This is a genomic window from Microbacterium sp. LKL04, from assembly GCF_900102005.1.
In the GTDB taxonomy this organism is placed as follows: domain Bacteria; phylum Actinomycetota; class Actinomycetes; order Actinomycetales; family Microbacteriaceae; genus Microbacterium.
The window spans coordinates 2,202,039-2,216,410 of record NZ_LT627736.1; the positions used below are offsets into that span (position 1 = coordinate 2,202,039).

Sequence of the window (14,372 nt, forward strand, 5' to 3'; positions counted from 1 at the left end):
AGCGGAACGCGGCCGAGGCAGCGCCGCACTCCGCCGGCTGCGCCAAAACCCCGCGATTGGTGCGGCGCGACGCCTCACCGACGTCCGAATCACGCAGGCGCGAGCGCTCCGGCGCCTCGCCCCTCTCGGCATCCCGCCCACAGCCCTGCGGCACGAACCGCGGAGATTCGCGGCGAAACGCGCTCGGATTCCGCCCGACACGCCGCGGACAGCGTCGATCTCCGCGGACAGTGCCGCGCGCCGAAGCTCAGCCCCGCCGCCCGACCCGCCGCAGGCCCGCCGACGGCGACAGTGCCCCGCCGTGCGTCAGCCCCCGGTCGAGGCGCGGACGACGAGCTCGGGGCGGAAGCGGATGCGCTGGGGCGCGGCATCCGGGTCCGACAGCGTGGCGAACAGCGCGTCGACGGCGGCGGCGCCGATCTCGCGCGCGGGCTGGCGGATCGAGCTGAGCGGCACGACCGTCGACTGAGCGAAGTCGATGTCGTCGTAGCCGATGAGGGCGAGGTCCTCGGGGACGCGCAGCGACCCGAGGATGCCGGCACCCTGCAGCACCCCGACGGCCAGCAGATCGTTGGCACAGAACACGCCGTCGGGCCGCTCGCTCGCGTCGCGCCGGGCGAGGTCCTCTCCGACGAGGCGCCCCGCGAGCACCGTGAGCTCGTCGGTCGAGGCGACCTCGAGGGTCGCGTCCGGCACCTCGGCGAGCGCACGCCGCGCTCCGTCGAGGCGGTCGGCCACCTGGCGGACGGATGCCGGGCCCCCGGCGAACAGGATGCGGCGACGTCCCTGCGCCAGCAGGTGCTGCACGGCGAGGTATCCGCCTTCGACGTCGTCGACGGCCACAGACGGGAGGTCTCCGTCGGCCTCGGCGTCGACGAGCACGATCGGCACGCCGGCCGTCTCGAGCGTCTCGGCCCGCGCCTCGTCGAGGGCGAGCGGGGTCAGCAGCACACCGTTGACGCGCTGCTCGCGGAAGAGGTCGAGGTATGCGTTCTCGCGCGCCGCCTCCTGGCCGCTGCTGCCGAGGAGGACCGTCACGCCGTGCTCGGCGGCGCGCTCCTCGGCGCCGCGGGCGACCTCGGCGAAGAACGGGTTGGCCGAGTCGAGGACGACGAGTCCGACGGTTCGGCTGCGTCCGGCGCGCAATTGCCGCGCGGCGTCGTTGCGGACGAAGCCGAGCTCGGTGATGGCCGCGTGCACGCGTTCCACCGTCGCTGGAGAGACCTTCTCGGGCCGGTTGAGGACGTTCGACACGGTCCCCACCGACACTCCCGCCGCGCGAGCGACGTCCTTCACACTGACTGCCACGTGACCTGCCTTGACGGATGCTTCGGACCCACGTTACTGTTCACAAGGTTGAATCGTTTCATGAAACGTTTCCCTGATTCTCGACCCGGCCTCACGAAGGAGTGACATGACCCGCGTCGCCTTCCAACTCCAGATCGACCCTGCCCTCATCGACGAGTACGTCGCGCGTCACACCCCCGTCTGGCCCGAGATGCTCGCCGAGATCGCGGCAGCCGGTCGGCGCAACTACTCGCTCTTCCTCGGCGACGGCGGCCGCCTCTTCGGCTACTACGAGGTCGACGACGACACCGCGGCGCAGGCCTACCTCGCCGCCTCCCCCATCGCCGCGCGATGGGAGGCCGAGATGTCCCGCTTCTTCGTCGGACTCGACGGACGCCCCGACCAGGCCGCGACGCCGCTGGCCGAAGTCTTCAACCTGCACGACCAGCTGGCGACAGCCGCCGCACCCTCAGAAAGCGATCCCTCATGACCACGCTGTCCTCCGACATCCTCACCCAGCTCGAGGGGCAGGCCATCGAGCTCCCCAGCTGGGCGTTCGGCAACTCCGGCACCCGGTTCCGCGTCTTCGCGACAGCCGGCACCCCGCGGGATCCGTTCGAGAAGATCGCGGATGCCGCCGAGGTCAACCGCTACACGGCGCTGGCTCCCAGCGTCGCGCTGCACATCCCGTGGGACAAGGTCGACGACTACGCCGCCCTGCGCCGCCACGCCGAGGGCCTCGGCGTGCAGCTGGGCACCGTCAACTCGAACACGTTCCAGGACGAGGACTACAAGTTCGGCGCGCTGACGCACCACGACGAGAGCATTCGCCGCAAGGCGATCGACCACCACCTCGAGTGCATCGACATCATGCACGAGACGGGCTCGCGCGACCTCAAGATCTGGCTGGCCGAGGGGTCGAACTACCCCGGCCAGAACGACATGCGCGGCCGCCAGGACCGCCTGCAGGACTCGCTCCAGCAGATCTACGCCCGCCTCGGCGACGCGCAGCGTCTCGTGCTCGAGTACAAGTTCTTCGAGCCGTCGTTCTACCACACCGACGTCCCCGACTGGGGAACCTCCTACGCCCAGGTCGCCGCCCTCGGCGAGAAGGCGATGGTCTGCCTCGACACCGGTCACCACGCGCCGGGCACCAACATCGAGTTCATCGTCATGCAACTCCTGCGCCTCGGAAAGCTCGGGTCCTTCGACTTCAACTCGCGCTTCTACGCCGACGACGACCTCATCGTGGGTTCCGCCGACCCGTTCCAGCTGTTCCGCATCCTGGCCGAGGTCGTCCGCGGCGGCGGTCTGAACAACCCCGACGTCGCGTTCATGCTCGACCAGTGCCACAACATCGAGGACAAGATCCCCGGCCAGATCCGCTCGGTGCTCAACGTGCAGGAGATGACGGCTCGCGCTCTGCTCATCGACCGGAACGCGCTGGATGCCGCGCAGCAGGCCAACGACGTCCTCGGAGCCAACGGCATCCTCATGGACGCCTTCTACACCGACGTCCGTCCCGCTCTCGCCGAGTGGCGTGAGTCGCGTGGCCTCGCCGCCGACCCGATGGCCGCGTACGCGGCATCCGGTCACCTGCAGAGGATCGCTGACGAGCGTGTCGGCGGCACGCAGGCCGGCTGGGGTGCATGATCGACCGATGAGCGAGATCCCCACCCCTTACGGCGCCGCCGGCGGCCTCGTCCGCGTCTACCCGGCGCGCGTCCTCGACCGCCCGACCCCGGGTCTCGTGTGGCTCCACGGCGGCGGGTTCGCCGCAGGGGACATCGACATGCCCGAGGCCGATCACGTCGCACGGACGCTGGCGGATGCCGGGACCACGGTCCTCTCCGTCGACTACCGCCTGGCGCCGCTGCCCGACGGGTGGGAGACTCCCGCGACGGAGCCCGGCCGCGAGCGCGCGGGGTTCCCCGCGGCATCCGACGACACTCTTGCGGTGTGGGACTGGCTGCTCGCCGAGGCCGCGACGCTCGGGGTCGATCCGGCGCGCCTCGCGATCGGCGGAGCGAGTGCCGGTGCGAACATCGCGACCGGAGCCGTCCTGCGCCTCATCCAGAACGACCGGCACCTGCCGGCGCTCGTGCTGCTCGCCTACCCGACGCTGCTGGCCGAGCAGCCGGCACCCGGGGGCGAGCTCCGCGCCGCGCTCGACGCCAGGCCCGACGCCGACCGGTTCGGTCCGGATGCCGTCCGCGGAATGTACGAGAACTACGTCGGCGGATCGGTCGTGGACGCGCCTCTCGCCGCGATCCCGGGTCTCGCGACCCACGAGGACCTCGCCGAGTTCCCGCCGACGCTCATCGTCGCGGGCGACGTCGACGAGCTGCGGGTCTCGAGCGAGCACTTCGCCCGGACGCTGACGTCCGCCGGCCGCGACGTCGAGCACGTCATCGAGCCGGGGACCGACCACGGCCACCTCAACCGCCCCGATGAAGGGGATGCCGCCTCCCTCACGCTGGCCCGCTTCGCCGCGCGCCTGGCCGGCCTTACGCCGTGAGCGCGCGAGGAACCGTCGCCGCCGTCGACCTCGGCGCGACGAGCGGCCGGGTCATCGTCGGTCACGTCGGCTCCGACACGCTCGAGACCACCACGGTCGCGCGCTTCGCGAACGATCCGGTGCGGGTCGCCGACGGCCTGCACTGGAACATCCTGGGCCTCTACGGCTCCGTGCTCGACGGCCTCCGCGAGGCATCGCGGAGCGGCGACATCGCGAGCATCGGAGTGGACTCGTGGGCCGTTGACTACGGCCTGGTCGCCCGCTCGCGCCTGCTCGGCGAGCCGTTCCACTACCGTGACGAGCGCACCGCTCGCGGCGTCGAGGCCGTCCACGCGACGCACCCGCACGACGAGCTGTTCGCCCGCAACGGCCTGCAGTTTCTGCCGTTCAACACGCTCTACCAGCTCGCCGCCGAGGATCGCTCCGTGCTGCGCCTCGCCGAACACGCACTTCTCGTCCCCGACCTCATCGGGTTCTGGCTCACAGGCCAGGCACGCGCCGAACGGACGAACGCGTCGACGACGGGCCTGCTCCGAGCCGACACGGGCGACTGGGATGCCGACCTCACGGCCGCCCTCGGTCTGCCGCAGCACTTGTTGGCGCCGCTCATCGCGCCGGGTGAGCCCCTCGGCCCCCTCACCAGTGAGGTCGCCGCGAGCATCGGCGCGCCCCAGACAACGGTGACCGCCGTCGGGTCGCACGACACGGCATCCGCCGTCGTCGCCGTCCCAATGGCCTCCGGCGACGCGGCGTACATCTCGTGCGGGACGTGGGGGCTCGTAGGGGTCGAGGCCGAGCGCCCCGTCCTCACCGACACCGCCCGCGAGGCGGGATTCACGAACGAAGGCGGCGTCGACGGGCGCACCCGGCTGCTCCGCAACGTCATGGGCCTGTGGATCCTCAGCGAGACCGTCCGCGGATGGCAGCGCGAGGGCCACGAGATCGAACTCACCGAACTGCTGGCCGCCGCGGCCGCCGTGCCGGGTGCTGTCTCGATCTTCGACGTCGACGACGCGCGCTTCCTGCCTCCGGGAGACATGCCCGCGCGCATCGCCGCGTGGTGCGCGGAGCACGGCGTCGCGGCGCCGCAGAGTCAGGCCGAGATCGCCCGCAGCATCATCGAGTCGCTCGCACAGGCCTTCGCCGACACCGCACACGAGGCCGGCCGCATCGGCGGGGTCGACGTGCGCGTCATCCACATCGTCGGCGGCGGCTCGCTCAACGAGCTGCTCTGTCAGCGCACCGCCGATCGGGCGGGCGTCCCGGTGCTCGCGGGCCCGGTCGAGGCGACCGCGCTCGGCAACATCCTCGTGCAGGCGCGGGCCGCGGGTCTTGTGACCGGCTCGCTCGAGGCGCTGCGGGACCTCGTCGCCCGGACCCACGAGCCCCGACGGTACGAGCCGGCCGCCGGCTGACCGCACGGCGGGACGGGTCCCCGGTCACCCCTAGGCTGAAAATCATGCCCGCGCCGACTTTGAACCGCGAGATCCTGCGCCTCGCCGTGCCGGCGCTCGGTGCGCTGATCGCCGAGCCGATGTTCCTCATCGTGGATGCCGCCCTGATCGGCCACCTCGGCGTCGTCCCGCTCGCGGGCCTCGGCATCGCGGGGGCGATCCTCCAGACGATCGTCGGCCTCATGGTCTTCCTCGCCTATTCGACGACGCCCGCCGTCGCCCGACGGTTCGGAGCAGGCGACAGCAAGAGCGCCGTCAGCGTCGGCATCGACGGCCTCTGGCTCGCCCTCGGCCTCGGCGCCCTGCTCGCACTCTTCGGAACCCTCGCGACGCCGTGGCTCGTCGACCTCTTCGGCCCGAGCCGCGATGTCGCCGAGCAGGCCGTCACCTATCTCGCGATGTCGATGTGGGGACTGCCCGCCATGCTCATCGTGTTCGCCGCGACGGGCCTTCTGCGCGGCATGCAGGACACCGTGACACCGCTCTGGATCGCGGGCCTCGGCTTCGGCGCGAACGCCCTGCTCAACTGGCTGTTCATCTACGGGTTCGGGTGGGGCATCGCGGGGTCCGCCGCCGGCACCGTCGCCGCGCAGTGGGGCATGGTCGCGGCCTACGTCGTCGTCATCGGACGGCTCGCACGGCGGCACGCGGCATCCGTGCTCCCCCAGCGCGACGGTGTGCGCGGATCTGCCCGCTCGGGCGGCTGGCTGTTTCTCCGGACCGTGTCGCTGCGCGCCGCGTTCCTGGCCACGGTCGCGGTCGCGACGGGTCTCGGCACCGCTGAGCTCGCCGGATGGCAGGTCGCGTTCACGATCTTCTCGACAGCGGCGTTCGCGCTCGACGCGCTCGCGATCGCCGCCCAGGCGCTGATCGGGCGCGGGCTCGGTGCCCAGGACGAGCCGTTCGTGCGCCGCGTGCTCGGACGGACGGTCGCGTGGGGCGCGTGGTTCGGCGTCATCGTGGGCGTGCTCATCGCCGCACTCTCGGGGGTGATCGGGCTGGCGTTCACCGGCGACCCCGACCTGGCGGCCCTGATCGTGCCCGCCCTCCTCGTGCTCGCGATCGCGCAACCGGTGTGCGGTGTCGTCTTCGTCCTCGACGGCGTGCTCATGGGCGCCGGTGATGCCAAGTACCTCGCGATCGCGGGCGGCCTGAACCTGGTGCCCTACATCCCGGCGCTCGCGGTCGTCGCGGCGCTGCACCCGGGCGGATCGGGCGGACTCGCCTGGCTGGCCGCGTGCTTCTTCGGCGTCTACATGCTCGCGCGCCTCGGCACCCTCGGGTGGCGAGTGCGCCGCTCGGAGTGGATGCCCGCCACGGTCTGAGACGCGTCGTCAGCCGACGAAGGCGATGTTGAACGTCTCCTCCTCGACCGAACCTCCCGCGAAGGGGAAGGGCGGCACCACGAGTAGCGCTCCGTCCGGCGCGCTACTCGGGTAACCGTACAGCCAGAGCCACGCCTGACCGACGACGACGGTCACGGCGGCGATGATGACGATGGCGGTGACCGCTCGCGACAGGATGCGCGCACTCTCTTGCGCCGACCGCGCCACCCGCAGCACCCGTGAGATCGAGAACACGAGGACGAGCGCGAGCGCCAGGAGGACGAGCGGGCTCGGTTCGAGATGCAGGATCGCGCAGAACTCCTCCGGCGCTCCCGCCGGCGCGAGACCACCCCACCATCCGGACGGGACCGGCGCGCACACCCGCCGGGACGTGCTCGTCGCCGCCCACACGACCGCACCGGCGACGACCGTCAGGACGACCGCGCCCAGGACGTCGCGGACGACCTGGGCGCCGGCGAGCGGCGAGCGCTCGGCAACTCGCAGTGACATGTCTCCCCCACATCGTGCGCGCCCCCAGAGCGCGCACGTTCACCGTAGCGGCATCCGCCCCTCCGGGAACGCGGGGTCGGCCTGCCTCAGGCCATCAGCGGGATCGACCCGACGAGGACGCCCACGGCGAGCATCACGAGCGAGACGACGACCGCGCGCCACAGGACCTTCTTGTGGTGATCGCCGAGGTTGACGCCCGCGAGGGAGACGAGCAGCAGGATGGCCGGGACGAGCGGGCTCTGCAGGTGCACCGGCTGCCCGGTGATCGAGGCGCGCGCCATCTCGACGGGTTCGATGCCGTAGGTCGTCGCGCTCTCGGCGAGGATCGGCAGGATGCCGAAGTAGAACGCGTCGTTCGACATGAAGAACGTGAACGGGATCGACAGGATGCCGGTGATCACGGCCATGAACGGTCCGAGCGACGGCGGGATCACCTGCGTGACCCAGCTCGCCATCGCGGTGACCATGCCGGTGCCGTTCAGCACGCCGACGAGCACACCGGCGGCGAGGACCATCGAGACGACCCCGACGATGCTGGGGGCGTGGGCGACGATCTCGTCGGCCTGCGTCTTGAGGCGGGGGAAGTTCACGAGGAGGGCGATGGCCGCGCCGACCATGAAGACGTACGCCAGCGGGTAGATGTCGAGCACGAGCATCACCATGACGGCGATCGTCAGCACGAGGTTGAACCAGATGAGCTTCGGCCGGAGCGTCGCACGGTTCGGGTCGAGCAGGGTGTCGGCCATCGCGGTGTCGGCCGTGTCGACGAGCTTCGCGGCGTCGACGGCGGTGCGGGCACCGCGGACCGTGACGATGTTGCCGGTGCGCAGGTGTGCGAGCGCCCCCGGCTTGTTCTCCGCGCCGCGGAACAGTCGCGGGGCGCCGAGGCGCCCGTCGCCGCTAGCGCCCTCGAGGCGCGACGTGTCGACCGATCCGGCGAGACGGCGACGCTCGGAGAGCCCCAGGAACCAGGCGAACAGCAGCGAGATGACGAGGCCGGTGGCGAGCGAGGGGAGCATCGGCACGAAGATGTCGGTCGGCTGCAGGCCGAGCGCCGAGGCGGCGCGCACCGTCGGGCCGCCCCACGGCACGATGTTCAGCGTGCCGTTCATGAGGCCGGCGACACAGGTGAGGACGACCGGGCTCATCCCGAGCCGCAGGTAGATCGGCAGCATCGCGGACGTCGTGATGATGAACGTCGTCGAGCCGTCGCCGTCCAGCGAGACCGCGCCGGCGAGGATCGCCGTGCCGAGGACGACCTTGGCGGGGTCGTCGCCGAGGAGGCGCGTGATGAGGCGGATGAGCGGGTCGAACAGGCCGACGTCGATCATGATGCCGAAGTACATGATCGCGAACATGAGGAGCGCCGCCGTGGGGGCCAGATCGCCGATCGCGTCGATGACCATGTCACCGAGGCCCAGGCCGGCGCCGGCGAAGAGGCCGAAGATCGTCGGCACGGTGATGAGCGCAACCATGGGGGTGAGGCGCCTCGTCATGATCAACGCCATGAAGGTCAGCACCATCACGAAGCCGAGGATGACCAGGACGGTGTCCGGCGGGGTGAACGCCACGGGATACTCGGCTGCGGCGGTCTGCACGATGCTCATCGCGACTCCTTCGTCGTGAAGCGGCGCCACGGACACGGCACCTCGTCTCGAGAGAGTAGGGACCTGCGAAGGCCGTGCGCGCGCTAAGGCGCATTCCGCGTCGTTGTGCGCGTAACGTGGCTTTCGCTCATTGTGCGCACCAGGAGGGTGGATGCGATTCGGAAGCCGGATGCTGGTCCTCCAGCTCGTCACGCAGGTGTGCGTCGTGGCGGCGTGCGCCGGTGTCTTCCTGTTCCTGGGTGTCCAGCAGCTCCGTGCCGAGGCCGAATCGTCTGCGCTCAACATCGCCCGGAGCGTCGCGACGACGCCCGACGTCCGGGAGCTGGTGGCCGACTATTCCGCTGACCCCGGCACCCCGGGTGCGGCGGCTCTGCAGGACGGCCCTCTCCAGACGTACGCCGGCGCGGTCACCTCCCGCACCGACGTGCTGTTCGTCGTGATCACCGACGATCACGGCATCCGTCTCGCCCACCCCGACCCCGACCGACTCGGTGAGGTCGTGAGCACGAGCTTCGACGAGGCCCTCGCCGGCCGCGAGGTCGTGACGTGGGAGTCGGGCACGCTCGGCGAGTCGGCCCGGGCAAAGGTGCCGGTCTACGCCCCCGGGGCCGCGGACCGTCCCGTCGGCGAGGTGAGCGTCGGGTTCGAGCGCGCCAGCGTGTTCCGGGATCTCCCCGCTCTCCTCACCGGGATCGCCGTCGCCGTCCTGATCGCCCTCGTGCTGGGCGCGGTCGCCGCGCTGCTGATGCGCCGGCGACTCGAGCGGGTGACGCTCGGCCTGCAGCCCGAGGAGCTGGCAGCCCTCGTGCAGACGCAGACCGCCGTCTTCGAGAGTGCCGACGAGGGCGTGGTCGCGGTGGATCCGGACGGGGTCGTGCGCGTGTGGAGCGATGCGGCGACACGGATGCTGGGGGTGCGGGTCGAGCCGGGATCGGCGCTCGCCGACGCACCCGTCGACCGGGCCGCGCGCGAGGCTCTGTCGACCGGTGCACCTTCGGGCATCGCGGTCGGCGATCGCATCATCTACATCGACGTGCGTCCGGTGCGCCGCGGCTCCCGCGCGCTCGGAACGGCCGCCATCCTCCGCGACCGCACCGACCTGCTCGCGCTGACCGAACGCCTCGACGGCGTCCGCACGCTGACCGACGCGCTGCGCGCCCAGCGTCACGAATTCGCCAATCGGCTGCATGCGGCATCCGGTCTTCTCGACGCCGGCCGCGGCGACGAGGCCCGCGACTTCCTGCGCGAGGTGTCGGGCCGCGGCGCCGTCGACCCTCGCGTCGCGGGACTGGATGCCGTGACGGACCCGGTCCTGCAGTCGTTCCTCGGTGCGATGGCGGAGAGCGCGCGCGAGCGCGGCGTCGAGCTGCGGGTGGGCGAGGAGACGTTGCTGCGCAGCACGCTGCGCGAGGTGGAGGACAGCCTGGCGGTGCTCGGGAACCTCGTCGGGAACGCGGTGACGGCCGCGGCATCCCTCTCCGAGGGCCCGTCGTGGGTGGAGGTCACGCTCCTCGACGCGGTGGAGGAGGACGGGCTCGTCGTGACGGTGGCGGATTCGGGCGCGGGCATCGCGGACCCCGGAGACGTGTTCGCGGCGCGCACGAGATCCGACACCGACACGGCGGTGCACGGGCACGGCATCGGCCTGCCCCTGTCGCGTGAGATCGCGCGACGTCGCGGCGGCGAGGTCTGGATCATCGATGCGGGCGGCGACGGGATTGGCGCGGTGTTCGGGGCCCGCCTGCCGGGAGTGATGGGGCCGGCCGGCCCCGGGGAGATCGAGGAGGGCGAGGATGACTGACATCCGAGTGCTGATCATCGACGACGACTTCCGCGTCGCCGGTGTGCACCGCGACATCGTGACGGGGGTGCGCGGATTCGCGGCGCTCGAGCCGGTGCGCACCGCAGCCGACGCGCTGGCGGCGGTGCGGGCCGAGACGCCCGACCTGATCCTCGCCGACGTCTATCTGCCCGATGGCGACGGCATCGAGGTGGTGCGCGCCTGCGGCGTCGACGCGTTCGTCCTGAGCGCGGCGACGGATGCGCGGACCGTCCGCCGGGCGTTCCGCGCCGGCGCTCTCGCCTACCTCGTGAAACCGTTCGAGGCGCGGACGCTCGCCGACCGGCTCGATCGCTACGCGCGCTACCGCAACCTGCTCTCCGATACCGCTCCGCTGACGCAGGAGCAGATCGACCGGGCCGCGACGGTGCTGCGCGGCGCACCCGAACAGGCGTCGCTGTCGCGGTCGGCGACCGAGCGGACCATCCTCGGCGCCCTCGCCGATGGCGAGGCGTCCGCAAGCGAGGTCGCCGACCGGAGCGGCATCTCGCGCGCGACGGCGCAGCGCCATCTCACCGCGCTCGCCTCGCGCGGTCTCGTCGAGATCAGCCTGCGCTACGGCACGACCGGCCGCCCCGAGCACCGCTTCCGCCTCGCGGAGGGGGCGGGATGAGCCTCAGGCGTGCCGGCGGCACCATTCGTACATGACGACCGCCGCGGCGGCCGAGGCGTTGATCGACCGGGTCGACCCGTACTGGGTGATCTCGACGACACCGGATGCCGCGGCCAGCGCCTCGGGCGAGAGCCCCGGACCTTCCTGCCCGAACAGCAGGACGCAGCGCTCAGGCAGGTCCGCCCGATCCACCGGCACCGACCCGTCGACGTTGTCGATCGCGAGCACCGGCAGACCCGCGGCATCCGCCCATGCGGTGAAGGCCGCGACGTCCTCGTGGTGGCGGACGTGCTGGTACCGGTCGGTGACCATCGCGCCGCGCCGGTTCCAGCGCCGCTTGCCGATGATGTGCACCTCGGCGGCCCCGAACGCGTTGGCGCTGCGCACGATCGAGCCGATGTTCATGTCGTGCTGCCAGTTCTCGATCGCGACGTGGAACGGATGCCGCTTCTCGTCGAGATCCGCCACGATCGCCGCCATCGTCCAGTAGCGGTACCGGTCGACGACATTGCGTCGGTCCCCGTGCTCGAGCAGGTCGCGGTCGTAGCGCGGGTCGTCGGGCCACTCATCCCGGTCGCCCGGCCACGGCCCGACCCCCACCGGAAGCTGCGGTTCGGCGTCGGTGTCGGTGGGCTCTGGCACCGATCCAGGCTAGTCCGCGCCCGCGCCCGCGCCCGGCCCGCGCGCACGCCCACCCGCGCCGAATCACCGCCCCCGCGCCGAATCACCACCGAAAGGCGCGCATCCGGATGGTGACTCGGCAGCCCAGTGGTGATTCGGCGCCGGGAGGCGCCGCCCACGCCCCCGCGACGCCCCCGGCGACCCCCACTCGCCCCGTGCGCTAGATTTTTCGGTATGCCGAAAAATCCCCCGCCCGTCCGAACACGAGCGCGCGCGGCCTGGCTCCTGGGACCGGCACTCGTCGCAGGCGTGGCCTACCTCGACCCCGGCAACGTCGCGAGCAACATGACCGCGGGCGCCCGCTACGGCTACCTGCTGGTGTGGGTCGTCGTGCTCGGCAACGTGATGGCCTGGCTGATCCAGTACCTGTCGGCGAAGCTCGGCATCGTCACGGGCCGGAGCCTGCCCGAGCTCCTCGGCGCGCGCTTCCGCACGAACACCGCCCGCCGCGCGTACTGGCTGCAGGCCGAGCTCGTCGCGATGGCGACCGACGTCGCCGAGATCATCGGCGGCGCCGTCGCGCTCTGGCTGCTGTTCGGCGTGCCCCTCTTCTGGGGCGGGCTCATCACGGGGGCCGTCTCGATCGCGCTGCTGCTCATCCAGTCCCGTCGCGGCGCACGCAGCTTCGAGTTCGTGATCATCGGCCTCATGGTGATCATCGCTCTCGGCTTCACCTACGGCGTCTTCATCGGTCCCCCCGAGGCATCCGGCGTCGTGGAGGGCCTCCTGCCGCGCTTCGAGGGAACGGATTCGGTGCTGCTCGCGGCATCCATCCTCGGCGCCACGATCATGCCCCACGCGATCTACGCGCACAGCTCGCTCGCGCGCGACCGCTTCCGGCCGACCGAGATCCGCCGGACGGATGCCGCGGCCGCCGACGCCGCGATCGACACTCGCCGCGCGCTCCGCGCCACCCGCTGGGACGTGACGATCGCGCTTGCCATCGCGGGCACGGTAAACCTCTGCATCCTGCTGCTCGCGGCGGCCAACCTCGCGGGCGTCCCCGGCACCGACAGCCTCGAGGGCGCGTATGCCGCGCTCCAGAACGGGATCGGACCCGTCGTCGCGACCCTGTTCGCCGTCGGTCTGCTCGCAAGCGGCCTGGCCAGCAGCGCGGTCGGAGCCTACGCGGGAGCCGAGATCATGCACGGCCTGCTGCGCGTCCGCATCCCGCTCCTCGCCCGGCGCCTCGTGACACTCGTGCCGGCGCTCGCGATCCTCGCCGTCGGGGTCGACCCGACGCTCGCCCTGATCATCAGCCAGGTCGTGCTGAGCTTCGGCATCCCGTTCGCACTCGTCCCCCTGGTCGCGCTCACCGCGCAAGCGGACGTGCTGGGCGGGTACCGCAACCGGGCATGGACGACGATCGCCGGCATCCTCGCGTCGGTCTTCCTCGTGACGCTCAACGGCCTACTGCTCTGGCTGACCCTGTTCGGCCCATGACGACAGGCCCGTCACGTGTCATCGCCGCCGGGTCGTCAGCAACTCCCAGTTGCCGGAACCGATGGCGACCTTCTGCTCGTGCGTGAATGGCGAATCCTCGAGAAAGCTGCGGCCGACGCCGGTAGAGGTGTCGAGGAAGGGAAAGTCATCGGGGCGAGTACCGAACGTGTAGGGGTAATCCGTCGAGTAGACCATCCGCTCGGTCCCGACGACCTCCGCGGTCCACCGCATGTAGCGCTGAGACACGGTGCCGCTCCCCGCGATCCAGAAGTTCTGGGCCCAGTAGTCGAGCAGCGGTCGCTCGAGTTTCGCGTTGCTCGCCATGATGCCGGTGTGGTCGAGATAGAACATCACCAACTCCCCCCAGTGCCCGGCGACGACCTGCAGATCGGGATGGCGGTCGAAGACGCCACTGAAGATCATGCGCATGTACTGGATCCCGAGGTCGTAGTACCAGCCGAGGCCCGCGGTAGCGAGGCCCATGCCGGCCGGGCCGAGGGCCGAGTAATAGGACTCGATGACCCCGGGCGTGGGCACCTGCGGGTGGAAGTGCAGGGGCACGCCGAGTTCCACGGCCTTCGCGTACAGCTCGTCGTGGGCCGGCGAGTCAGCCAAGACGTCGCCGGTGCGGCCGTAGAGCATCGCTCCGACGAAGCCGAGCCGGTCGACGGCCCGCTCGAGCTCGGCCGCGGCGGCGGTCGGGTCGGCCGTGGGGATGGCGGCCCACGCCTGGAACCGGTTGGGATGTTCGGACACGATCGCGGCGAGGTGATCGTTCGCGTCGCGCGCGACGACGGGCGCGTCCGCTGCGGACAGATTCTGGACCCCGGGTGAATTCAGCGACAGGACGGCCACGTCGATCCCTTGATCGTCCATGTCGGCCAGGCGCTCCGCGCCGGTACTCCGGAGCCGGCGGGCGAACGGGTCGTCTCCCCACCCGGAGTGCGCGTTCGGCTGGACCCCCGAACGTTCCCACGCATCCAGCACCAGCGGGAGCGCGATGTGCTCTTCGAGCCCGACGATCTTGATCTTCTCTGGCATGCCAATCCTCCGACGGTTAAATCGCCGCTAACGTCGGAGTGTTACCGGTGATA

Annotated in this window: 13 protein-coding genes; 8 read left to right on the forward strand and 5 right to left on the reverse strand. The window is 71.3% G+C overall.

The features are described from left to right. Positions 1–306 precede the first annotated feature (306 nt). Positions 307–1,308, reverse strand: coding sequence for a LacI family DNA-binding transcriptional regulator (locus tag BLP38_RS10720; protein ID WP_165971328.1), 1,002 nt, complete (start codon positions 1,306–1,308; stop codon positions 307–309). Positions 1,309–1,414: 106 nt separating this feature from the next. Between BLP38_RS10720 and BLP38_RS10725 the strand changes: the two genes are divergently transcribed. From BLP38_RS10725 to BLP38_RS10745, 5 genes are read left to right on the forward strand one after another with little or no spacing between them, the layout of a single operon-like run. Then, positions 1,415–1,777, forward strand: coding sequence for an L-rhamnose mutarotase (locus BLP38_RS10725; protein ID WP_091357213.1), 363 nt, complete (start codon positions 1,415–1,417; stop codon positions 1,775–1,777). After that, positions 1,774–2,940 carry an L-rhamnose isomerase gene (gene rhaI, locus BLP38_RS10730; RefSeq protein WP_091357215.1) on the forward strand — a complete coding sequence of 389 codons (1,167 nt, stop codon included), beginning with the start codon at positions 1,774–1,776 and terminating at the stop codon, positions 2,938–2,940. Before BLP38_RS10725 ends, rhaI begins: the two co-directional genes overlap by 4 nt. Positions 2,941–2,947: 7 nt before the next feature. Further along, entirely contained in the window at positions 2,948–3,805 is an 858-nt protein-coding gene (locus BLP38_RS10735) for an alpha/beta hydrolase fold domain-containing protein (RefSeq protein WP_091357217.1), read from the forward strand. After that, on the forward strand, positions 3,802–5,220 hold the full coding sequence (locus BLP38_RS10740) for a rhamnulokinase (RefSeq protein ID WP_091357219.1): 1,419 nt from the start codon (positions 3,802–3,804) through the stop codon (positions 5,218–5,220). The genes BLP38_RS10735 and BLP38_RS10740 overlap by 4 nt, the downstream gene beginning before the upstream one ends. A 44-nt stretch (positions 5,221–5,264) precedes the next feature. Beyond that, complete coding sequence (locus tag BLP38_RS10745; protein WP_091357221.1) at positions 5,265–6,584, forward strand: MATE family efflux transporter; 1,320 nt, start codon at positions 5,265–5,267, stop codon at positions 6,582–6,584. A gap of 9 nt (positions 6,585–6,593) precedes the next feature. Here BLP38_RS10745 and BLP38_RS10750 read toward each other — a convergent pair whose 3' ends face one another. Both BLP38_RS10750 and BLP38_RS10755 read right to left on the reverse strand, forming a co-directional pair. Beyond that, positions 6,594–7,094 (reverse strand): hypothetical protein, encoded by a 501-nt coding sequence (locus BLP38_RS10750; protein WP_091357223.1) that lies wholly within the window; start codon positions 7,092–7,094, stop codon positions 6,594–6,596. An 86-nt stretch (positions 7,095–7,180) separates the two neighbouring features. After that, complete coding sequence (locus BLP38_RS10755; RefSeq protein ID WP_091359788.1) at positions 7,181–8,701, reverse strand: CitMHS family transporter; 1,521 nt, start codon at positions 8,699–8,701, stop codon at positions 7,181–7,183. A gap of 169 nt (positions 8,702–8,870) precedes the next feature. Between BLP38_RS10755 and BLP38_RS10760 the strand changes: the two genes are divergently transcribed. Beyond that, positions 8,871–10,502, forward strand: coding sequence for a sensor histidine kinase (locus tag BLP38_RS10760; protein WP_091357226.1), 1,632 nt, complete (start codon positions 8,871–8,873; stop codon positions 10,500–10,502). After that, positions 10,495–11,154, forward strand: a complete 660-nt coding sequence (locus BLP38_RS10765; protein ID WP_091357229.1) for a response regulator — start codon at positions 10,495–10,497, stop codon at positions 11,152–11,154. Before BLP38_RS10760 ends, BLP38_RS10765 begins: the two co-directional genes overlap by 8 nt. Before the next feature lie 3 nt (positions 11,155–11,157). Here BLP38_RS10765 and BLP38_RS10770 read toward each other — a convergent pair whose 3' ends face one another. Continuing rightward, positions 11,158–11,796 (reverse strand): TrmH family RNA methyltransferase, encoded by a 639-nt coding sequence (locus BLP38_RS10770; RefSeq protein WP_091357231.1) that lies wholly within the window; start codon positions 11,794–11,796, stop codon positions 11,158–11,160. A gap of 213 nt (positions 11,797–12,009) precedes the next feature. Between BLP38_RS10770 and BLP38_RS10775 the strand changes: the two genes are divergently transcribed. Further along, complete coding sequence (locus BLP38_RS10775) at positions 12,010–13,278, forward strand: Nramp family divalent metal transporter (protein WP_091357234.1); 1,269 nt, start codon at positions 12,010–12,012, stop codon at positions 13,276–13,278. An 18-nt stretch (positions 13,279–13,296) separates the two neighbouring features. Here the strand turns inward: BLP38_RS10775 and BLP38_RS10780 are convergent, their stop codons facing one another. Continuing rightward, the gene (locus BLP38_RS10780) at positions 13,297–14,319 is read right to left on the reverse strand and encodes an amidohydrolase family protein (RefSeq protein ID WP_091357237.1); all 1,023 of its coding nucleotides are present in this window, start codon (positions 14,317–14,319) and stop codon (positions 13,297–13,299) included. Positions 14,320–14,372: the final 53 nt, after the last annotated feature.